This window comes from Brevibacillus massiliensis (assembly GCF_000311785.1).
GTDB lineage: Bacteria > Bacillota > Bacilli > Brevibacillales > Brevibacillaceae > Brevibacillus_C > Brevibacillus_C massiliensis.
This window is the reverse complement of the sequence record NZ_HE978541.1, coordinates 181,605-202,461: the sequence shown is the minus strand read 5'-3', so window position 1 is coordinate 202,461 and position 20,857 is coordinate 181,605. Positions and strand designations below refer to the sequence as shown.

The window sequence follows — 20,857 nt, the reverse complement described above, 5'->3', positions numbered from 1 at the left end:
AGAACTACCACAACCATGTGGTAGTCCTACTGCGTCGTGCTAGCGGTTTCACGGTCGACCAATCAGCGCTGGTCGATCGGAACGTAATGCTGGTTCACCGGACCCGTATATTCGGCACGCGGGCGGATCAGTCGGTTGTTTTCATACTGCTCCATGATATGGGCAGTCCAGCCGGACATGCGGCTGATGGCGAAGATCGGGGTAAACAGATCGCTTTCCAAACCGAGCGAAGTGTAGACGGAAGCGGAATAGAAATCGACGTTCGGCAGCAGACCCTTTTCGCTTGTCACCATTTCCTCAATCTTTACAGACATCTGGTACAGCTCTTCGCGGCCCACCTGTTTGGTCAGTGCTTTCGACATTTCGCGCAGCCATTTTGCCCGCGGATCGCCGTTCTTGTAGACGCGGTGACCAAAGCCCATGATTTTTTGCTTGTTGTCAAGGGCACGGCGGATATATGGCTCGACGTTTTCCAGCGTGCCGATTTCGGCCAGCATGGCAGCCACTTGCTCGTTGGCACCCCCGTGAAGCGGCCCTTTGAGCGTACCGATCGCCGATACGATGCCGGAGTAGATGTCTGTCAAGGTAGCTACTGTGACGCGGGCGGCAAACGTAGAGGCGTTCAATTCGTGGTCGGCGTGCAGAATCAACGCCGTATTAAAAGCCTTGATGGCGGTTTCCGACGGTTTTTCGCCGGACAGCATGTATAAAAAGTTTTCCGCAAGAGACATCTTCGGATCCGGGGCGACCGGCTCCAATCCTTTGCGAATCCGGGCGTAAGCCGCGACGATCGTCGGAGTCTGGGCCATCAGTCGAACCGATTTGCGGTAATTGGCTTCAGCAGACATATCCTGCGCTTCTTGATCGTACAATCCCAACAAGGAGACGGCTGTCCGCAGGATCGCCATCGGGTGAACACCTTTTGGATAAGAGCGGATGCTGTCGATCACTTCTTGAGGGACAGCAGCATTCTCTCCCAGGTTCTTTTTCAATTCATCCAACTGGCTGCGGTTCGGCAGTTTGCCGTTCCAGAGCAGGTAGACAACTTCCTCGAAACTCGCCTTTTCAGCGAGTTCGTCGACATTGATGCCTCTGTAACAGAGTACGCCATCCACGATCGAGCAGATGGATGATTGAGCTGCGATAATTCCTTCCAGACCTTTTGTTGCTGTCATCGAACTCTCTCCTTTTCCAACATAATGGTCTCTCTATTCAATTTGGCCGATCTTCCTTTTACTGCCATTTCGTATAACTGTCGCAAGTAAAAGGCGCCTGTCAAGGTTGCATCAGTTTGTATGTAGGGCCTGGATGAACGGTGAGAGACGCCTTTACGCAAAAAGGGAAGAAGTTCGCATGAAGCTTCTCCATATATGGCAGGAAAAGAAAGATTGAAAACCATAATCCGACAACAATTATAGTAGATAATTGCATTTTTGTGAATGAAAAATGTACAAATTGTGTCTGACGAGCCTCCAACGGCTCGCTTGCCGTTGCCCGCCGATTGCGGCATAATGGGTATCAGATATGCATTTACTGCGTGTTGGCAAAGGGGAGATTTATCCTGACTCCGGAAAATTGGGTTACTCGATTATTCCAGATCATTCGATTTAACTGGGTCGTCCTGTTGATTGTCGCCGGTATCGTTATTCTCCGATACGCAACACCTTTACTTTTCCCATTTATTATCTCCTTACTCATTGCCTTGCTGATGAACCGGCCCGTTACCTATCTGACCAGGAATGCCAAAATACCGCGCTGGCTGTCGGTCTGTCTGGTGCTGCTGCTCGGGGTTGCTGTGCTCGGCGGACTGTTGACGCTCATCATCACGAAAACGGTGGGAGAACTTGGCGTGCTGATCAGCAAGATGCCGACCTTTATCAGCGAGCTGACAAGCCAGATCCAGAATATCATTTCCAATGACTTCATCGTCGGGCTGCAAAACAGGCTGCAGTTTTTCTTCACCCAGCTGGATCAAAACTACCAGGAAGCGGTATCCGATAAAATAAACGCCGCCGTGAGCAGCGTGTCCCTGGCAGGCCAAAACCTGGTGCTGCAGGTCCTCGGCGGCTTGTACAACCTGCTGATGTCCCTGCCGAACCTGGCGACGATCCTCGTCATCTCCCTGCTGGGTGCGTTTTTCATCAGCAAGGATTTTTACCGCTGGAAGGACCGCTTTCGCCGCCTTTTGCCGGGAGGAATCAACAGCAGGCTGGACGCGATTCTGCTCGATCTGCGCAACGCCCTGGTCGGCTTTGTCCGGGCCCAGCTTACCATTATCTCGCTTACGGCTGCGATCGTTATCATCGGACTCTTGATCCTGCGGGTGCCGTATGCGATTACGATCGGCCTGTTGACGGGACTTGTCGACCTTTTGCCCTACCTGGGTACGGGGACCGTGTTTATCCCCTGGATCATCTACCTGTTCTTCAAGGGACAGTACGGGCTGGTGATCGGGCTGGCGATCCTCTACGCCGTTGTCGTGATCTTCCGACAGATCGTCGAGCCGAAGGTGCTCGCCGACAGCGTCGGTCTGGATCCCTTGCTGACGCTGATCGCCTTGTTTGTCGGGTTGAAGCTGTTCGGATTTCTCGGCCTGATCATCGGACCGGTCAGCCTGGTCGTGTTCAACGCGCTCATCAGAGCCAACGTGTTTCAGGATATCTGGGGCTACATCAAGGGTTCCCCTTCCGGATGAGGCCCCAGGCGTCTCTGCCTCCTGCTACCGGCGAAACAAAAAGCGGATTTTTCCGGAGACGATGAGGAACTGAATCCACTTTTTCAAGAAAAAATGAACGAACATCCGCGTGTACGGAATCAGCAGGAGAAGGCCAAGCAGATCGGTAAAAAATCCCGGCACCAACAGCAGCAGCCCGCCAAACAGCACCAACAGGCCGTCCAGCAGCGCGTCTGTCGGCATCTGGCCGCGGGACAGCTGCAGTTGGACGAGGCGAAGCACCTGCAGCCCCTGCTGTTTCGCCAGCCAGGCTCCAAAGATGCTGATGAGGATGGCCAAGCCGACGGTCTGCCAGCCGCCGATCACCTTGCCCACGGCGATCAAGCCCCACAGTTCAATTATCGGCACGAAGATAAACAGGACGATCAGGATGCGGAACATCTGTCACACCACCTAAAGCGGAGATTGCAAGAACAGGGGCCGGCGACCTTCTGACAACTACATCACAGGCGGAAACGCCCTCAAATGTTCCTCTTTGAGCCACTCGAATACTTCCGGTTGCAGGCGGTTTACCCGTACCGGGCGGAAATCCGGAGTGGTAAAAGCGTGATGGGTCTTCCCGGTTACCAGCAGCTGTTCATCGGCTGCCCGGCGAATTTCATAGGCAAATACGATCCGCACTGGAGAAATCTCTTCCACCCAGGTGCGAACCTCGATCTCATCATCGTATCGGGCCGGATATTTAAACGAGAGGGAAGTATCGGTCAGAGGCAAGAGGATTCCCCTTTCTTCCAATTGCCGATAACTTAACCCCGCTTCCCTGATCAGCTCCGTTCGTCCCATTTCAAACCAGCTCAAGTAGTTGGCATGGTGGACGACGCCCATCTGATCCGTTTCTTTATAGCGTACCCGCAGTCGAGCCGAACGATAAAACTCTGCACTCACAAAAGCTTCACTCCTTTTTTTTGGCAAAATGATAGGCAGCTACGAAAAAATCCGGGGGTTCCCGGATGTCATCCTTGCCATGCTGGCTGCTCCTGTCCTTTTATTGTACCGTATCCCCGGCGGCAATAAAAGCGGAGAAAGACAGCCATCCTACCAGCTGTATACTCTCCCGCCTGCCTCTGCCTGATCCCAGTTCCACCAGTCGGTTTGGCCGACGAACGGGTCGGTGATCAAAGGTTCTCTCTGCAGCTTCAGCAGTTCTTTTGTCGGTCCGGTGATGACCGCTCCGTAGAGACGGACGCCGTTTTTCTGCAGGTAACCGATCCGCTCGTCCAGCTTGGCATCCCTGTCGTCCAAAGACCGCTGCAGCATCGGTTCCGCCCACTTTTTCCGGCTTTGCAAAAACTCCATCTCGGCGATCAGCGCCTTTGCCCTGCGCTCCCCTTCGCCGCTGAAAACGATGAATCCGCCCGCATATCCTATTCCGGCAGAGGAAGTTGCAGCGTTCTGTCGTATGCTGGAGAATGATGAATGTCTCACTTTTCTGTACGGAAAAAACGGACAGGCAGCGGAACCTTCCTGCCTGTCCGTTTTTTTGCCGGTGAGCCTACAAAACGCGCGTCATGCCTGTATAGATGTGGCCGCGCTCCGAATCGACCGTGACGATCGCGCCGTCGTGCAACAGCCCGGTAGCATTGTCTACGCCAACGATGACCGGGACGTTGAGATTCAGGCCGACGATCGCGGCGTGAGACGTCAACCCGCCCTCCTCGGTGATGACCGCGCCTGCGCGCTTAAACGCCTCGATCATGTCGGAATCCGTGCCGATCGTGACCAGGATCGCACCGTCTTCGATCCGCTCCAAAGCCTCTTTGGCTGAGCGGGCGATGACGACTTTCCCTGTCACCACTTTTCGGCCAATTCCCTGGCCTTTGGCGATGATGTCGCCGATGACGTGGATCTTCATCAGATTGGTTGTCCCGGTTTCCCGCACGGGCACTCCCGCTGTGATGATGACCAGGTCGCCGCGGCGGGCCAATCCCGATTTCACGGCCTCTTCAACGGATTGCTCCAGCATGTCGTCCGTCGTATTGGCGATGGCCCCAAGGATCGGGTAAACGCCGTTTGTCAGAGACAGGCGGCGCAGGACGCCCTTGTGCGGAGTGACGGCGATGATCGGCGCTTTGGGCCGGTATTTGGAAACCATCCGCGCCGTGTGACCAGACTCCGTGGCGGTAATGATCGCGGCCGCTTCCAGATCCAGGGCGGCGCTGGCTACGGCCTGGCTGATCGCATCCGGGATCGTTACCCGCCCTTGTGCCTTGTGCGCCGATAAAATCTCGCGGTAGTTCAACTCCTGTTCGGTGCGCAGCGCGATCCGGTTCATCGTCTCGACCGATTCTACCGGATACTTGCCGGCAGCCGTCTCGCCTGACAGCATGATTGCATCTGTCCCGTCGAAAATCGCATTGGCCACGTCACTTGCCTCCGCTCTGGTCGGACGGGGGTTGCGCTGCATCGAATCCAGCATCTGTGTCGCGGTGATGACTGGCTTGCCCAGCTCATTGCACTTGGCGATCAGCATTTTTTGCACCAGCGGCACCTCTTCGGCGGGTATCTCCACACCGAGGTCGCCGCGCGCCACCATCAGGCCGTCGGTGACAGCGAGGATCTCATCGATGTTCTGAACGCCTTCTTCATTTTCAATCTTGGCGATGATGTCTATCGCTGCTCCGTACCGCTCGAGAATTTCGCGAATTTCCAGGATGTCCGCCGCTTTGCGGACAAAGGACGCCGCAATAAAATCGATCCCCTGCTCGATGCCAAAGGCGATATCCTGGGCGTCTTTTTCCGTGATTCCTGGCAGATTGATCTTGACTCCCGGTACGTTTACGCCTTTCTTGCTCTTCAAGGTGCCGCCGTTTTTAATCCGGCAGATGATCTCCCCACCTTCCAGTTTCTCGACGGTCAAGCCGATCAAGCCGTCGTCAATCAGAATTGTGCTGCCGACTTGAACGTCCCGGGGCAGATCTTTGTATGTAATCGAAACCCGTTCTTCCGTGCCCGGCACATCCTCCGTCGTCAGGGTGATCGTATTGCCCTCCCGCAGTTCCACACTATCGACAGCCAGGCTGCCTGTGCGAATCTCAGGGCCTTTGGTATCGAGCAGGATTCCGATGTGCTTGCCAGTCTCCCGGGCAGCTTGCCGAATGTTGGCGATCCGGGCGGCATGCTCTTCGTGCGACCCGTGTGAAAAGTTGAGGCGCGCCACATTCATACCCGCATTGATCATTTTTTTCAGCGTTTCTACGGATTCGCTTGCCGGACCGATGGTGCAAACAATTTTCGCTTTGCGTAACAACAAAACAGACTCCCCCTTGCCAAATGGTTTCCACAGGGCACACACGCTTTCCTAAATGGAAAGCGTACGTGCCAACTGGTAAACGGACAAATTAAGCTGGTGTTTTTGTGCAAGTGCTTCGTCGATATCGATGTCGACGATCTCGTTGTTCTGGATTCCGACCATGCGGTCCGCTTTTCCCTCGATCAGCAAATCGACAGCCGCGGCACCCATCCGGCTGGCCAACATGCGGTCAAAGGCAGTCGGCGATCCTCCGCGCTGGATGTGGCCAAGCACGGTGACCCGGGTCTCCCAGCCGGTCCGATTTTTGATCTCCTCCGCGTAATGGGCGGCGCTGCCGACACCTTCGGCCACGATGATAATCGAGTGCTTCTTGCCGCGGCGATAGCCGGAGTAGAGCCTCTCCACGATGTCGTCCATATCCTGGTCCGCTTCAGGGATCATGATGGATTCCGCACCCGCAGCCAGGCCGGCCCACAGCGCTAGGTCCCCGGCGTCGCGTCCCATTACCTCAATAATGTACGTCCGCTCATGCGAGGTAGCCGTATCGCGGATCTTATCAATCGCATCGACGATGGTATTGAGCGCGGTATCAAAGCCGATCGTAAAGTCGGTGCAGGGAATGTCGTTGTCAATCGTCCCCGGGATGCCAATCGTCGGAAAACCCTTTTTGGTCAGCTGCTGGGCCCCGCGAAAAGAGCCGTCTCCGCCGATCACGATCAAGCCTTCAATTCCGTGCTTGTGAAGCTGCTCTACCGCTTTTACCTGACCGGCCTCGGTCTTGAATTCTTCGCTTCTCGCCGAATAGAGGATCGTTCCGCCGCGATGGATGATGTCGCCGACGGAACCGATTGACAGCTCCTGCATGTCTCCCTGCATTAATCCATTATACCCGTGGAAAACCCCGTATACTTGTATCTCGTGAAAAGCGGCCCGGCGAACAGCGGCGCGGATCGCTGCGTTCATTCCCGGAGCGTCGCCGCCGCTGGTTAATACCGCTATTTTCTTCATCGTCATCACCTCAAATATCTCATGGGTTTAGCATGGCTCGTTTTGTTTACTGTATGTAACAAAAGCTTCCTTCAACAGTACTGTTATAGTCCATTTACGATATCTGTTATACCAATAACAATCAATGTGTTATACTGTTGAAAAAATTGCCTTTATTACTGCGCTTCCGATTGTATCAGATTTCACCTTGATTTTAAAGTAAAAAACGCCTCCCTGATTTTACAGGGAAGCGTAATAACCGATTTGTTTGAACTTGCTGTAGCGATGCTGTACCAGTTCATCGGGCGTCATTTTATCCAACTGTTCCAGTCCCAGGATCAGCTGCTGTTTGACCAGTTCCGCCTGCTTCGCCGGATCGCGATGGGCGCCGCCAAACGGTTCTTCGATGACACCGTCGATCACGTTCAGCTCAAGCAGGTCTGCGGCAGTGATTTTCATCGACTCCGCCGCCCTCATCGCCAAGCTGGCATCCTTCCACAGCAGAGCAGCTGCTCCCTCTGGCGAGATCACGGAGTAGACAGAGTTCTCCAGCATGTAGATCAGATTTCCTACCCCGATCGCCAGCGCACCGCCGCTGCCGCCTTCCCCGGTCACAACACAAATAATCGGTACGCGGAAATGCGCCATTTCACGCAGATTGCGGGCAATCGCCTCGCTTTGTCCGCGTTCCTCCGCCGCTTTTCCCGGATAGGCACCAGAGGTATTGATAAAGCAGATAATCGGGCGGCCAAATTTGTCCGCCTGCTCCATCAGCCGCAGCGCCTTGCGGTATCCCTCTGGATGCGGCATGCCAAAATTGCGGTTGATGTTGTCCTTGGTGTCTTTTCCTTTTTGGTGTCCGATCACGGTAACCGGACGGCCGTTTAATCTGGCGATTCCGCCGACGATTGCGGCATCGTCCCCGTAGAGCCGATCGCCGTGCAGCTCCATAAAGTCCGTGAAAATAAACCGAATGTAATCAAGCGTAGTCGGACGTTCCGGATGACGGGCGATCTGGACGCGATGCCACGGCGTCAACTGCCCGTATATCTGCTCTGCCAGGTCCTTGGCCTTCTGTTCCAGGCGCACCACTTCATCCGAGAAGTCGATCCCCTTCTCCTCTGTAAACCTGCGCAGCTCTTTTATCTTCTCATGAAGTTCTACCAGCGGTTTTTCAAAAGGGAGTTCACCGGCCATCGTTTCCACCCCCCGGCTGTGTATGCATCTCGACCAGCTTGCTCAGCGTCTCGCGCAGGTCTTTGCGATGAACGACCATGTCCAACTGGCCGTGTTTCAGCAGAAATTCCGCCGTTTGGAAGTCTTTCGGCAATTCCTGGCGGATCGTCTGTTCAATGATTCGCCGGCCGGCAAACCCGATAAGCGCACCCGGTTCGGCGATGTTGTAGTCACCCAGGGAAGCAAAACTGGCGGAAACACCGCCTGTCGTCGGGTTGGTCAGAACGGAGATAAACAGCAGCCGCTCTTCGCGAAGGCGGGCCAAAGCCGCACTCGCCTTCGCCATCTGCATCAGGCTGAGCACGCCTTCCTGCATGCGGGCTCCGCCGGATGCCGAAAAGAGAATAAACGGCCTTCTCCGCTCGATCGCCCGTTCAATCGCCCGCGCAATTTTTTCGCCTACGACCGAACCCATGCTGCCCATGCGAAAACGCGAGTCCATCACCCCGATCACAATCGGGTTGCCGTTTAATAATCCTTCACCGGTTACGACCGCCTCTTTCAGGCCGGTCGCTTCCATGTCTTTTTCCAATTTATCCAGATATCCCGGAAATCCGAGCGGATTGTCGGAGCACAGAGCAGCATCAAATTCTTCCGTCAGCGCGCCGCCGTCCAGGAGCGATTGCAAGCGCTCTGGAGCAGACAGGGAAAAATGATACTGGCAGCTGCGGCAGACCCGCAGATTTTTCTCCAGGTCCTTCGAGTAGTGAATCGCCCCGCAACGGGGACATTTATTCATTAATCCTTCCGGTACCTCTTTCTGCTCCACGGCGGTTTCGCGTTCTGCTGGCCGCAGCGACTGGGTGGGGACCGTAGCGAACTTCCTCTTTTTCCCAAAAAGATCTTTTAGCACAGTAACACCTCACAAATACGGTTCAGTGAAGAATCGTGCCCAGAATCTCGTGAACTTCGTGAACCTCGCTTTCCGGCACCAGTATCTCGTACTGCTTGGACACTTTCGCCTCACGAACCTTCACAAGAAATCCCTCAGCTGTCAAACGGTGTTGAATGCGTTCGGCGATTCTTGCACTGGGAGCGATGTAGATGACAGTCCACATTGCTGACTTCCTCCTCATACCCGCTTAAAACAAACCTGCATCATCATATCACAGCGCTTGTCATTCCCGCAAATCTAAAGTTTGCTATTCTCCAGATGCAGCCTCATCTTTTCGGCAGCCGCTTCCTCGTCTCCCGAGCGGATCGCCTCCAAGATTTGTTCGTGTTCTTCCAAGGCCGTTTTCGCCCGTCCTTCCCGGGCCAGCGAACTGCTGCGGGCGCTTTCGCTGTACTCGACAAGCGGCGCCCAAATGCGATGCAGGACTGAATTGCGGCTGGAACGGCAGATGACGCGGTGAAACATGTAGTCCTCTTCTGTCGGGATTTCCCCTTTTGCCAGCCGTTCCCATGAGGCGGCGAGAATTCGCTCCATCTCCTCAAAGTGTTTTGCGGTCGCCCGCCGGCAGGCCAAGCGGACCGCATCCAGTTCAAGGATTTTCCTCATCTCGATCAGATCTTTTTTCGTTTTGGCATCGCGCAATAAAAAGTAGCCCAGGATGTCGATAAAACGATTATGCCGATAGTTTTTAAGGAAAGTGCCCTCGCCCCGCCGCGTTTCAATCAGACCGAGCAGTTCCAGCGCTCTTAGCGCCTCCCTGACCGAAGAGCGGCCGACGCCAAGCTGCTCGGAGAGTTCCCGCTCTGAGGGCAGCTTGTCGCCTACCCGTAAATTGTCCCGCGTTACGATCTCATTGATTTGCAGAAGAATTCCCTCGTACACCTTGCGATTTTGAGATGAGTCGAGCACGTCATCCACTCCTCCCCCTCGGGCATGGTCCTGTTTGCTGACCAACCGCTCAGGTTTATTGATGAGAAATAGACGCGAGCCTAAATGTCTTCTCTTTTACCGCTTCCGGATCGACCGTATGGCGGGCAACGCCTGTTTCCATCGCCGCTTTGGCAACCGCTGCCGCAACATGAGGTGCGACTCTCGGGTCAAACGGCGCCGGAATCACCTTGTCTGCAGACAGTTCGTCATCGCTTACCAGATTGGCAATCGCGTAGACGGCTGCCAGTTTCATCTCCTCATTGATGCTGGTCGCATGCGTGTCCAGCGCGCCGCGGAAAATTCCCGGGAAGGCGAGTACGTTATTCACCTGGTTCGGGAAGTCAGAACGCCCCGTACCAATGACGGCTGCCCCTGCCTGCTTGGCTTCCTCCGGCAAGATCTCCGGAACCGGGTTGGCCATTGCAAAGATAATCGCATCGCGGTTCATCGACTCTACCATCTCTACCGTGACTGCCCCTGCCACCGAGACTCCGATAAAGACGTCCGCGCCTTTCATCGCATCGGCCAGGTCACCCTGCAGCTTGGAGCGGTTGGTAATTTTGGCCACTTCTTCCTTGATCGGATTCATGCCGAAGGTCCGGCCTTCGTAGATGATTCCCTTCGTATCGCACATGATGACTTCTTTCACGCCCATTTTGATCAGCAGCTTGATGATGGCGATCCCGGCCGCACCTGCACCGTTGGCGACGACGCGAATCTCATCGAGACGCTTGTTGGTCACTTTGAGGGCGTTGATCAGCCCGGCGGCGGTAACGATTGCGGTGCCGTGTTGATCGTCGTGGAAGACAGGGATGTCTGCCTCTTTTTTCAGCCGCTCCTCGATCTCAAAGCAAGCCGGCGCTGCGATATCCTCCAGGTTTACCCCGCCAAAGGTCGGCTCCAGCAGCTTCACGGTTTCGACGATTTTGTCGGGATCGTTGGTGCCAAGGCAGATCGGAAAAGCGTCTACTCCGGCAAACGACTTGAACAGCACCGCTTTTCCCTCCATGACGGGCATTGCCGCTTCCGGACCGATGTTGCCGAGTCCCAGGACAGCCGTACCATCGCTGACGACTGCGACTACATTGCTCTTCATCGTGTAATCGTACACTTTTGCCGGATGATCGAAAATCTCCTTGCACGGCTCAGCCACACCCGGCGAATAGGCCAAACTCAGATCATGGGCGTCACGCAGCGGCACTTTTGCCACCGTTTCCAATTTCCCTTGGCTTTTTTTATGTAGTTCTAATGCTTCTTCTCTCAAATTCGTCAGCTTGGACACAGTCCTTCCCCTCCATGTAAGACCTATTCTCTTTGCAATGACTTAAGTGGTCAGACCACTGTTTTAATCATGTACTCATTATAACAAATCCCACCACCCTGTAAACCTGCGGAAATAATGCAAAAAAGGAGGACAGCATCCATCCTCCCTAATTTATCGTCATTTCTTTTTGAATTACGCCGTCATATCCCACAATTGCTCTCGCTTGCTCCAAAAACGACGGATCGACATGGACGCGAAACTCGTCCGGCAGGCGGACTGACTGCTTTTTTCGCTCGTAATACAAAATCACAGAAATCGTTCCTTTTCTTTCGACAAACAGCTCCTGCAGCTTCTTTAGCGTATGGCCCTGCTCCTGCTCCGGTGAAATCCGCACAAACAGGACGGTTTCCGTAGCGGGTTTCGGCAGGCTGGCCAAATCCCACACCCTGGAGGCGAGCAGCTTGATCTCCTCCTCCCCGGCGTCCACCTTGCCTTCCAGTACGATCAGGCTCTCGCGCTGACATAGCTCTCTGTACTTTTTATACACCTGGGGAAAGACGACGGCTTCTACGGTCGAAGTCTTGTCTTCCACGGTGAGAAAGGCCATCGGCTCGCCTTTTTTTGTCTGAATTTGTTTTGCTTCCAGCACCATGCCGACAATTTTCACCACATCTCCCCGCTTCGCCTCTGCCAGTCTGGCGACCGAGAAAACGCCGGGGCGGCTGGTCAGCGAGGCGTATTCGTCGAGCGGGTGGCCGGACAGGTAGACGCCGAGCAGTTCCCGCTCCTCCTTCAGCTGCTGCCCGCGGGTAAACGGGGGCACGTCGGGGTACAGCCTTGGGTCGATCTGCGTCTCGTCCGCGGGATTTGCCAGCCCCATAGCCGCTTCATCGGCCAGGACGAATAAATTGATCTGACCGCCCTGCCGTTCATCGCGGCGGGTGGACGCCTTGTCCAGCGCTTCGTCCAGCAGGGCGAGCAGTTGCGAGCGGTGCCCCGGCAATCCGTCCATCGCTCCGGAGAGGATGAGCGATTCGATGACGCGGCGGTTTACCAACCGGCTGTCTACCCTTGCGCAAAAGTCGACGATATCGCGAAAGGGAGCTTTCTCCCGCTCTCTGATGATGGATTCGATCGCCCCGTACCCGACATTTTTTATCGCTGCCAGGCCAAAGCGAATCGCTCCGTTCCGGACTGCGAACAGCGCCTCGCTGTCGTTGACGTCGGGCGGCAGGACTTTCAGCTTCAGACGGCGCGCCTCCTCCGTATACTCGGCAATCCGATTCTGGCTGCCGATGGACAGCGACAAAAGCGACGCCATAAAGGCGAGCGGATAGTTGGCTTTCAGGTAGGCCATTTGATACGAGATCATCGCATACGCGACGGAGTGGGCCTTGTTGAAGCCGTAGTCGGCAAAGCGGACAATCAGGTCGTACACCTCGTGGGCCAAGCTCTCCGAATACCCCTGCCGAACGCTGCCGCTGACGAACCGGCTCCGCTGCTCGGCAAGCAGCTCCCGCTTCTTTTTGCCAACGGCCCGCCGCAGGATATCCGCCTCGCCCAGCGAAAAGCCGGCCAGCTTGGCGGAGATTTGCATGATCTGCTCCTGGTAGAGGATAAACCCGTGGGTCTCGCGCAAGATCGCCTCGAGGTCCGGATGCGGATATGCGACTTTCTGTTCTTTGTGCTTCGCCCTGATGTACTGCGGGATGATCTCCATCGGTCCCGGCCGGTAGAGAGCCAGCACCGCGATGATGTCGTCCAGTGAGCTGGGCCCAAGTTCCTTGAGGACATTGCGCATGCCGCCTGATTCCAACTGGAAGATGCCGGTCGTCTCCCCGCGGGCCAGCATGCGAAAGGTGGGTTCATCATCCGGCGGCAGCTTGCCCGGGTCGAGGTGAATCCCCTCGCGTTCCAGTTGGCGTAGCGTCTCTTGAATGATCGTCAGGTTGCGCAGCCCGAGAAAGTCCATCTTGAGCAGCCCGACTTCTTCCAGAATATCCATCGGATACTGCGTCAAGCAGAGCCCGTCATTTCCCTCCTGCAGCGGGACGTACTCTGTCAGCGGTTCGCGCGAGATCACCACGCCGGCCGCATGGGTCGAGGCGTGCCTGGGCAATCCCTCCAACCCCCGCGCCGTGTCGATCAACTTCGCCACCTGTTGGTTCTCGCCGATCAGTTTGCCGAGGTCGGGGTTTAGCTGGAGCGCTTTTTCGATGGTCATGCTGTGCGATTGCGGAATCATTTTTGCCACCCGGTCCACCAGACCCAGCGACATGCCCAGCGCCCTCCCGACATCGCGGACGACGGCGCGGGCCGCCATCGTTCCGAAGGTGATGATCTGGGCCACCCGGTCGTGCCCGTATTTGTCGGCGACGTAGTGGATGACCTCATCCCGCCGCTCGACGGAAAAGTCGATATCGATGTCGGGCATGGTGATCCGCTCGGGATTGAGGAAGCGCTCAAACAGCAGGTCAAACCGGAGCGGATCGACATTGGTGATCTTCAGCGCGTAAGCGACCAGACTGCCTGCAGCCGAGCCGCGTCCCGGTCCGGTAGGGATGCCGTGTTCGTGAGCGTAGCGCATGAAGTCCCAGACGATCAGAAAATAATCGGTAAAGCCGGTTTTGGTGATGACCGCCAGCTCGTAATCAAGCCGCTGCCGCACTTCGGGAGAAATCTCTCCGTAGCGGTCGCGGCATCCCCGCTCGCACAGCTCCCGCAGCAGCCGGTCGGCATCTGTTCCCTCCGGCAGCGGAAAGCGGGGCAAAATATGGCCGCCAAAGGTCAGCTCCAACTGGCACTGTTCGGCGATCTTCACCGTATTGGCAATCGCGTCCGGGGCATAGGCGAACAGCCGGGCCATCTCCTCCCCGCTTTTCAGGTAGTACTCTTCCGTCTCGTAACGAATGCGATCCGCTTCGTCGACGACCTTGCCTTCTTTGATCGCCAGCAGCACGTCGTGAAGCCCGGCATCGTGCTGCCGGGCGTAATGGACATTGTTCGTCGCCGCGACAGGAATTCCCGTGGCCTGATGCAGCCGCAGCAGCCGCTGGTTCAAACGGCGCTCCGCGACCAGCCCATGATCCTGCAGTTCCAGAAAAAACTGGCCGCGGCCAAACACCTGATCATACCAAAGTGCCGCCCGTTCGGCCGCCTCCGGCTCGTTATTCTCCAGCAGCCTGGCTACTTCCCCCTGTCGGCAGCCGCTGAGCCCGATCAAGCCCTCGCTGTGCTGACGCAGGCTCGCCTTATTGATGCGCGGCACCAGTGAATGACCCTGTGTGTGGGCAATCGTACTCAGCTTCATCAGGTTCCGGTAACCAGTCTGATCTTTTGCCAGCAAAGTCAGGTGGAAAGGAGCAGGAGAGCTGCGAAGCTGCCGCTGGCTAAGATCGCCGTCAATCAGGTACGCTTCCATGCCGATGATCGGTTTGATCCCCGATTGGCGGCATGCTTTATAGAACGGGATCGCCCCGTAGAGATTGGCGTGGTCTGTGATCGCCAGCGCTTGCATTCCCAGCGCCGCCGCCTGTTTTACCAGCGCTTCGATCCGCGCGGCGCCGTCGAGCAAGCTGTATTCGCTGTGTACATGCAGATGGACAAATGGGGTCCCCATCAGACTTCTCTCCTCTGGCATAGCTTTTCATTACGATGTTCATATTCCGATACTATTATAAAACGAACGATGCGAACAAACAATCGCCTCTGATTGACCAAGCCAACTCTTCTCCTGTAAGATGGAAAGAGTGAGGCTGGAAGGGATGATTCGACATGTGGTTAGCCATTTACTATACAGGTGTGCTCGCTTCGTTGATCGCCAGCGTTTACTTCAGCATCAATGCCCGACGCAGCGGCATCCATCCGCTGGAATCGCGTTTCACCCTCGGGAAAATGAACGCCGCCATGGGCTGTCTTTTGCTGCTGCTGGGGATCAACCAGTTTACGTTTGAGACAATTACCACCGTGCGGGCCGTTGTCGGCATCGTTTTTATTCTGGTCGGCGGCGTCAACCTGGTGCTGGGGCTGCGCAATTACGTGTCGTACCGCAGGGAATGGCGCAATTTGGCGAAGAAGAACAGCTAGGCGCTCCCGTTTGCAAACAAAAACGAGGAGCAGGTTTCAACGCCTTGCATCCTCGGGTATTATTGCCACTATTGCCAACTGTTTTCGATACCAACATGCGCAGTCATCTTATATAATCAAACGTGTGACATTCTAGCTTTGACAACCATCTGCGATGCCGTGGTTGTCTTTTTTTACACTCATCTATCAAAAATCTGCGTGGTGATCATCGCTTTGCCCACGATCTGGCCTTCGTGATAGACCGACACCTCGGCCTTCCCGAACCGGCGGCTGATGTCGAGCACTTGCGGAACAACGGTGATCTCGCTTTCCATCTGAATCGCCTTCAAAAAGTAAATGGTGATATTCTGCGGGATCATGTCCCCTTTTCGCAGCTGCCGCAGCGCGTTGCAGGCGGCCTCTACCATGATCGTCGTCATGACGCCGCTGGCGACAGTCCCGATCTGATTGGTCATCTGCGGCAGTACCCTGCCCCGGTAGACGACGGATTCGGCCTCCTTCTCTTCGCGGAAGTTGCTCATGATCAGATTGGTAAAGGTCTCGCCCATCTGCGGCTGTTTTTGCATGTACTGCAAAGCCTTGATGACGTCCTGGCGGCTCAGCACTCCGACCAGTTTTTTATAATTGTCTACAACCGGGAGCAATTCTATGCCTTCCCACACCATCAATTGGGCCGCAGACGCGACGGAGACGCGGGGTGATGTGGTAATCGGATTCTTGGTCATCACCTTGTCGATCGTAACCTGCTCGCCGTGGCCGATGATATCCTTGGAGGTGACAATCCCGACGATGCGCATCTGGTCGTCCACGACCGCAAACCGGGTATCGCCGTAGGTCTCGGTAAAGCGATGCCAGGTCTCGACTGTATCGGTTTGGCGCAGGACGGCTGTTTCCGAAAGCGGCTTGAGGATGTCCTCCACCATGACGATCTCTTTTTTGATCAAGCGGTCGTAGATCGCCCGGTTGATCAGGGAGGCCACTGTGAATGTGTCATAACTGGAGGAGATGATCGGCAGGGCCAGTTGATCCGCCAGCTGTTTGACATCGTCATTGGTGTCGAAGCCGCCGGTGATCAGCACCGCCGCCCCGTGCTGCAGGGAGAGCTTGTGGGCCTGGTCGCGGTTGCCCACGATCAAGAGGCTGCCGGCATCGACGTAGCGCATCATGGCTTCCAGCTTCATCGCACCGATGACGAACTTATTCAGGGTCTTGTGGAGACCTTCCTTCCCCCCCAAGACGTGGCCATCGACAATATTTACTACTTCGGCGAAGGTGAGGCGCTCAATGTTTTCTTTCTGTTTCTTCTCAATCCGCACCGTGCCTACCCGTTCGATCGTGCTGACGAACCCCTGTACCTCTGCTTCCTTGATCGCTCGGTATGCGGTTCCTTCGCTGACATCAAGATCCTTGGCAATTTGTCGTACGGAGATCTTCGTTCCGACTGGCAGGCGATCGATGTAATCTAATATGAGTTCGTGTTTCGTCATCTACGCGCCACCTTCCATCACAGCTTTTTATCTTCTCATGTCAATATACCTTATGGAAAATCAAAAAAAAGAGCGCAGCCACAAATGCTGCACCGTGTGAAGTATATACAATTAAGGGGGTTTTCATCGTGTCTTTATCTTACCCTTCTATTATTACAGGAGTATTACAACGGGTTTACAGTTTCATTTCACTTTTGTGCTGAAATCACGCATTTTAGTAAACAAACAGATTCAACCCCCCCTGGATGAGGCCGATCATCCCGCCGAGTAGAAATCCGAGGACGGTAATCATGCGAAACTCTTTTCCGGATATCCCGATGATCATCTCTTCGACGCGCTCCAATGGAAACTCTTCCACTTGCCTTGCGACAATGTCGGCAACGGACAGTTTTTGAAACAACTGCTCCGCGTTTTGCTCCAGCACTGTCACAGTCCAGCGGGCAGCGCGGGGGACGAGCTCGTCGAGAATGGTTTGGCGAAAAGGTCCGGCCAGTTCGGCCAGCGGCTTGTCGATGAAGCGAAGACTGCCCGCCTCCATCACGTCAAACAGGCGCCCCGACCAGTCGCGGACGAGGTCAGGCCCTGCCCATTCCAACAGCTCCCTTCCCGGTTTGTCCAGCAGCTTCTCCAGCTCCTGTTCGATGACGGCAGACAGTTTCCCCGCCAGTTCCTCGCTTTGCAGCAGTTCATCCAGATAGGGCAGTACTTTTGCCGTCAGCTTTTCGTCGTTCAAAAACATGCCGACCAACCCGCCCAGCATTCCGCCGCCGAGCAGATTTCTCAGCATGGAGTGGACAGTTTGGACACCCTCCGGCGTGCGCAGGTACGAGCGGAGCTTGTCCAGAATGATTGGACCGCTTGAGAGGACTGCCGCCCTCAATCTATCTTCCGCGCCGGGGCCGATGAGTTGGCGCAGCGACTTGTCCGCCAGCGTCCCGACCCAGCGGCTGACAAGCTCGACCCAGTGGCGCTTGGCGGCATCCTTCAGATTGCGGTTCCAGCCGCCGTCACCGGCAAGGAGAGCAGGCGCGAGCACCTGCAGCAGATCGCGGATCGATTGCGGGCTGGATGTCCATTTTTCCACAAAGGCAGTCAACCATGTCCGCAAGGCTCGTTCTGTCCGCTCACTGCCAAGTGCCAGGCGAACGGCATCCTTTGTCAGTAAATGATTCTCTACCACTTTGCCCATTTGCATGCCCAATTCTTTGTGCCGCCGCGGAATCAAACCGGGTGTAAACGGCACGCGAACTTGGCCGATCATCCACGGGCGGTAGGGGCGAAACAGCATGCGAATCGCCAATTCGTTCGTCACTCCGCCGATCACCGAGCCAATCACAATGTTTATCAGTAGTGTAATCCATTCGTTCAAGTCAATCCCACCCCCAGAGCTGGTAAGGAACCAAAATATCAATAATGACATAGGATAGACTAACCTAATGCCATTGGAAAGGGGATATCCATGTCATATGTGCGGACGATTCTCAAGACAGTCGAAGCTAACGCGGAACAAGCTGATCTTTGCCTTCCCCATTCAATCATTCGGAAATGTAAAATTCCCGTCGGTGATTTGACTCTCAGGTTCGGCTCGTCTTCTTCCCATGTCCAGGTAAGGGGCGCTGATGCAGCCGCTGCCAGAATCAGCTCAGCACTCGCCCGCAGACTGTATCTGCCGCAAGGAATTCCCCTGATCCTGCGGTATGATTCGTCGAGAGAGACGATTGTCATGGGTCCGTATATCGGCATCCTGCTGCTGGATGTAAAAAGTACAGGTGAGCCTTTTGGCAGCCTAACTCCGTTTATGGACGAGGTGGCAGACATCTGCCACAGACGCGGCGGGTTGGTGTCCGTGTTCACGATTGCGGACATTGACTGGGATGCGAACACGGTCCGCGGCATGATCCGCAGACAGGGCAGCTGGCAATTCCACACACTGCCGCTTCCCCAATGCATCTACAACCGCGTACACTCCCGGCATGCCGAAAAAAGCGACCAGGTCGACTCACTGATCCAACACTGCAAGGATAACGGCATTCCCTTTTTTAATGAGCGGTTTCTCAACAAATGGAACGTCTACAAAATACTCGCTGACAGGCCGGCTGCCCCGGCCTTTCTACCGAAAACCGTCTGCTTTAAAAGTTCCGAAGATTTAAAGCGAATGCTGCAAGAGTTCCGGACGGTCTACGCCAAACCGGCAAACGGCAGCATGGGCAAAGGAATCTATCGGATCAGGGCGGGGGCAAACGGCTATCAGATAGCCAACAGCCAATCAACACGCGTATGGAAAGACTTCTCTTCCCTGCATCGCCATTTGCAGAAAAAGTGTGCCGGCAAGCTGTATCTGCTGCAGCGGGGGTTATCCCTGATCGGATTTCAGTCCCGGCCCGCCGACTTTCGCGTGCTGGTCCAAAAGAACCGGTCAGGAGAATGGGCCGTCACGTCGCTGGTCGCCCGGATCGGCCAGAATCGCATCGTGTCAAATGTAGCTCGCGGCGGCAGCATGTTCCCGGCAGCCCAAGCGCTGCAAATGTGCGGCCCGTGGCAAAACAGCAGCCGCCCTTCGGTCCATACGCTCAGCCGAACCGCATTGCAAGTAGCCCGCGAATTGGAACATTCGCTCGATGGCCACTACGCGGAATTCGGGATCGACCTTGGGGTAGACGTGCATGGCAGAATTTGGCTGCTGGAAGTAAACAGCAAACCGTCCAAGTCTGATCAGACCGTGATCACTTCGCCGGTTGCGCCCCAGTCGCCGCGCAGACCGCGTCCTTCCGTCATCCGGCTGCTCGATTACGCAGCGTACCTCAGCGGGTATAAGCCGCTGAAGCGGACAGGAAAAAGCATAAAGCAACTGTACGTGAAATCAAAGAAAGAAAACCGCAGGTGACCTCCATGTACGATAAAATTCCTACCTTGGGGATAATGTCCAATTTTTCCGGATTGGCTCCTACTTTTCAGGAAAAGGAGTTTTATAAAAAGCTATCCATGATTGGACGCAGATCGGGAATCGGCGTCTTCGTCTTTTCACCGCTTCAGGTAGATTTTAACACTCGGACGGTAACCGGGTATTTCCTAAAACACGATGAATGGCAGAAAGGATCCTTTCCGCTGCCCGACGTGATTTACGATCGCTGTTTTATCAGTCCAGGATACCGTCAATATAAACCATTTATCGAGAAGTTGCAAAGCGATCCGCAAATCACATTTATGAGCAACGGTCTCGCGGGAAAATGGCAGGTATACAAGATTCTTGCCCTCTCCCCGGAACTGTCCCGCCTGTTGCCGGATACCCAACCCTTCACATGGAAATCATTCGCTGCAAAGCTGCGCAGCGAGAAGGCCGTTATCGTAAAGCCAGCTTCTGGCACCCACGGCAACGGCGTTATTCGCATCACCCGCAAAAAGGGAAGTTTTGAGGTGATCGGCAGAAAGCGAAACAACAGTCCCATGCAAAAAAAGATCCATAGCTGGAAAAATCTTCACGAGTTTCTCATACATTTTATCGCCGATCGTCCCTTTATCCTCCAAACGTACCTGGATTTGAACACGCCAGATGGCGCCCCTTTTGACGTACGTGTACTCGTGCAGAAAAACGGAGAAGGAAAGTGGCAAACGACCGGTAAGGCTGTTCGGATGGGCGAAAAGAAGTCCATCACTTCCAACCTGCACGGAGGCGGCAGAGCTTTGCCTTTCGTGCCGTTTTTGGAAAAGTATTTTTCCCGGAAGCAGCAGGTGCGAATCATGGCTGAAATTGACCGGGTTGCCGAGCTCCTGCCCGGTTTTCTCGAGACGTACCACGGACGCCTCGCCGAACTTGGCATTGATCTTGGAGTTGACCAGGAGGGACGGATCTGGATTATTGAGGTAAACAGCAGGCCGGGCCGTTATGTATTTCGCCAAATTGACGATCAAACCGCACGGCTTCGCTCCCTGACACAGCCTGTCGAGTACGCCCAATACCTGATGAAAGATCGCGTAGGAGGTTACTAAG

General features: G+C 55.1%; 18 protein-coding genes. 4 read left to right on the top strand and 14 right to left on the bottom strand.

Annotation, left to right across the window (positions count from 1 at the left end; genetic code table 11):
* Window positions 1–62: 62 nt before the first annotated feature.
* On the bottom strand, window positions 63–1,175 hold the full coding sequence (citZ, locus tag HGBM_RS15210; RefSeq protein ID WP_019121948.1) for a citrate synthase: 1,113 nt from the start codon (window positions 1,173–1,175) through the stop codon (window positions 63–65).
* A gap of 386 nt (window positions 1,176–1,561) precedes the next feature.
* Between citZ and ytvI the strand changes: the two genes are divergently transcribed.
* On the top strand, window positions 1,562–2,695 hold the full coding sequence (gene ytvI / locus HGBM_RS15205) for a sporulation integral membrane protein YtvI (protein WP_035287231.1): 1,134 nt from the start codon (window positions 1,562–1,564) through the stop codon (window positions 2,693–2,695).
* A 24-nt stretch (window positions 2,696–2,719) separates the two neighbouring features.
* On the opposite strand, the gene HGBM_RS15200 is transcribed toward ytvI, so the two are convergent.
* The 11 genes from HGBM_RS15200 to HGBM_RS15150 all read right to left on the bottom strand — a co-directional run bounded on the left by HGBM_RS15200 (window position 2,720) and on the right by HGBM_RS15150 (window position 14,915).
* A complete protein-coding gene (locus tag HGBM_RS15200; RefSeq protein ID WP_019121946.1) occupies window positions 2,720–3,115 on the bottom strand; it encodes an FxsA family protein in 396 nt (131 codons plus the stop codon).
* Between the two features lie 57 nt (window positions 3,116–3,172).
* On the bottom strand, window positions 3,173–3,559 hold the full coding sequence (locus HGBM_RS15195) for an acyl-CoA thioesterase (RefSeq protein ID WP_051029690.1): 387 nt from the start codon (window positions 3,557–3,559) through the stop codon (window positions 3,173–3,175).
* Window positions 3,560–3,769: 210 nt separating this feature from the next.
* On the bottom strand, window positions 3,770–4,159 hold the full coding sequence (locus tag HGBM_RS15190; protein ID WP_019121944.1) for an anti sigma factor C-terminal domain-containing protein: 390 nt from the start codon (window positions 4,157–4,159) through the stop codon (window positions 3,770–3,772).
* A 67-nt stretch (window positions 4,160–4,226) separates the two neighbouring features.
* Window positions 4,227–5,981, bottom strand: a complete 1,755-nt coding sequence (gene pyk, locus HGBM_RS15185; protein WP_026074447.1) for a pyruvate kinase — start codon at window positions 5,979–5,981, stop codon at window positions 4,227–4,229.
* A 51-nt stretch (window positions 5,982–6,032) separates the two neighbouring features.
* A complete protein-coding gene (gene pfkA / locus HGBM_RS15180; protein ID WP_019121942.1) occupies window positions 6,033–6,992 on the bottom strand; it encodes a 6-phosphofructokinase in 960 nt (319 codons plus the stop codon).
* A gap of 219 nt (window positions 6,993–7,211) precedes the next feature.
* Window positions 7,212–8,168, bottom strand: a complete 957-nt coding sequence (gene accA / locus HGBM_RS15175) for an acetyl-CoA carboxylase carboxyl transferase subunit alpha (RefSeq protein WP_019121941.1) — start codon at window positions 8,166–8,168, stop codon at window positions 7,212–7,214.
* Window positions 8,158–9,060 (bottom strand): acetyl-CoA carboxylase, carboxyltransferase subunit beta, encoded by a 903-nt coding sequence (accD, locus tag HGBM_RS15170; protein ID WP_019121940.1) that lies wholly within the window; start codon window positions 9,058–9,060, stop codon window positions 8,158–8,160. The genes accA and accD overlap by 11 nt, the downstream gene beginning before the upstream one ends.
* A gap of 22 nt (window positions 9,061–9,082) precedes the next feature.
* Window positions 9,083–9,265 carry a hypothetical protein gene (locus HGBM_RS15165; RefSeq protein WP_019121939.1) on the bottom strand — a complete coding sequence of 61 codons (183 nt, stop codon included), beginning with the start codon at window positions 9,263–9,265 and terminating at the stop codon, window positions 9,083–9,085.
* 74 nt (window positions 9,266–9,339) lie between these two features.
* Window positions 9,340–10,011 carry a FadR/GntR family transcriptional regulator gene (locus HGBM_RS15160; protein ID WP_026074446.1) on the bottom strand — a complete coding sequence of 224 codons (672 nt, stop codon included), beginning with the start codon at window positions 10,009–10,011 and terminating at the stop codon, window positions 9,340–9,342.
* A gap of 55 nt (window positions 10,012–10,066) precedes the next feature.
* Window positions 10,067–11,305, bottom strand: a complete 1,239-nt coding sequence (gene ystJ / locus HGBM_RS15155; protein ID WP_026074445.1) for an NADP-dependent malic enzyme — start codon at window positions 11,303–11,305, stop codon at window positions 10,067–10,069.
* A 157-nt stretch (window positions 11,306–11,462) separates the two neighbouring features.
* Window positions 11,463–14,915: a DNA polymerase III subunit alpha gene (locus tag HGBM_RS15150; RefSeq protein ID WP_019121936.1), complete on the bottom strand. Its 3,453-nt coding sequence runs from the start codon at window positions 14,913–14,915 to the stop codon at window positions 11,463–11,465.
* Window positions 14,916–15,070: 155 nt separating this feature from the next.
* Between HGBM_RS15150 and HGBM_RS15145 the strand changes: the two genes are divergently transcribed.
* On the top strand, window positions 15,071–15,382 hold the full coding sequence (locus tag HGBM_RS15145) for a YtpI family protein (protein WP_019121935.1): 312 nt from the start codon (window positions 15,071–15,073) through the stop codon (window positions 15,380–15,382).
* 179 nt (window positions 15,383–15,561) lie between these two features.
* Here the strand turns inward: HGBM_RS15145 and HGBM_RS15140 are convergent, their stop codons facing one another.
* Window positions 15,562–16,869 (bottom strand): DRTGG domain-containing protein, encoded by a 1,308-nt coding sequence (locus HGBM_RS15140; RefSeq protein ID WP_019121934.1) that lies wholly within the window; start codon window positions 16,867–16,869, stop codon window positions 15,562–15,564.
* Window positions 16,870–17,083: 214 nt separating this feature from the next.
* Entirely contained in the window at window positions 17,084–18,238 is a 1,155-nt protein-coding gene (locus HGBM_RS15135) for a DUF445 domain-containing protein (RefSeq protein WP_019121933.1), read from the bottom strand.
* 90 nt (window positions 18,239–18,328) lie between these two features.
* On the opposite strand from HGBM_RS15135, the gene HGBM_RS15130 reads away from it, so the two are divergent.
* Together HGBM_RS15130 and HGBM_RS15125 are read left to right on the top strand one after the other, a co-directional pair.
* Complete coding sequence (locus tag HGBM_RS15130) at window positions 18,329–19,753, top strand: YheC/YheD family endospore coat-associated protein (protein WP_019121932.1); 1,425 nt, start codon at window positions 18,329–18,331, stop codon at window positions 19,751–19,753.
* A 5-nt stretch (window positions 19,754–19,758) separates the two neighbouring features.
* Entirely contained in the window at window positions 19,759–20,856 is a 1,098-nt protein-coding gene (locus HGBM_RS15125) for a YheC/YheD family endospore coat-associated protein (protein WP_019121931.1), read from the top strand.
* Window position 20,857: the final 1 nt, after the last annotated feature.

Coding starts and splice junctions, on each gene's coding strand:
- accA (WP_019121941.1), bottom strand. CDS start 8,168: ATGGCCGGTGAACTCCCTTTTGAAAAACCGCTGGTAGAACTTCATGAG.
- citZ (WP_019121948.1), bottom strand. CDS start 1,175: ATGACAGCAACAAAAGGTCTGGAAGGAATTATCGCAGCTCAATCATCC.
- HGBM_RS15145 (WP_019121935.1), top strand. CDS start 15,071: ATGTGGTTAGCCATTTACTATACAGGTGTGCTCGCTTCGTTGATCGCC.
- HGBM_RS15195 (WP_051029690.1), bottom strand. CDS start 3,559: ATGGGCGTCGTCCACCATGCCAACTACTTGAGCTGGTTTGAAATGGGA.
- HGBM_RS15200 (WP_019121946.1), bottom strand. CDS start 3,115: ATGTTCCGCATCCTGATCGTCCTGTTTATCTTCGTGCCGATAATTGAA.
- HGBM_RS15150 (WP_019121936.1), bottom strand. CDS start 14,915: ATGGGGACCCCATTTGTCCATCTGCATGTACACAGCGAATACAGCTTG.
- pfkA (WP_019121942.1), bottom strand. CDS start 6,992: ATGAAGAAAATAGCGGTATTAACCAGCGGCGGCGACGCTCCGGGAATG.
- HGBM_RS15125 (WP_019121931.1), top strand. CDS start 19,759: ATGTACGATAAAATTCCTACCTTGGGGATAATGTCCAATTTTTCCGGA.
- HGBM_RS15140 (WP_019121934.1), bottom strand. CDS start 16,869: ATGACGAAACACGAACTCATATTAGATTACATCGATCGCCTGCCAGTC.
- HGBM_RS15130 (WP_019121932.1), top strand. CDS start 18,329: ATGTCATATGTGCGGACGATTCTCAAGACAGTCGAAGCTAACGCGGAA.
- HGBM_RS15165 (WP_019121939.1), bottom strand. CDS start 9,265: ATGTGGACTGTCATCTACATCGCTCCCAGTGCAAGAATCGCCGAACGC.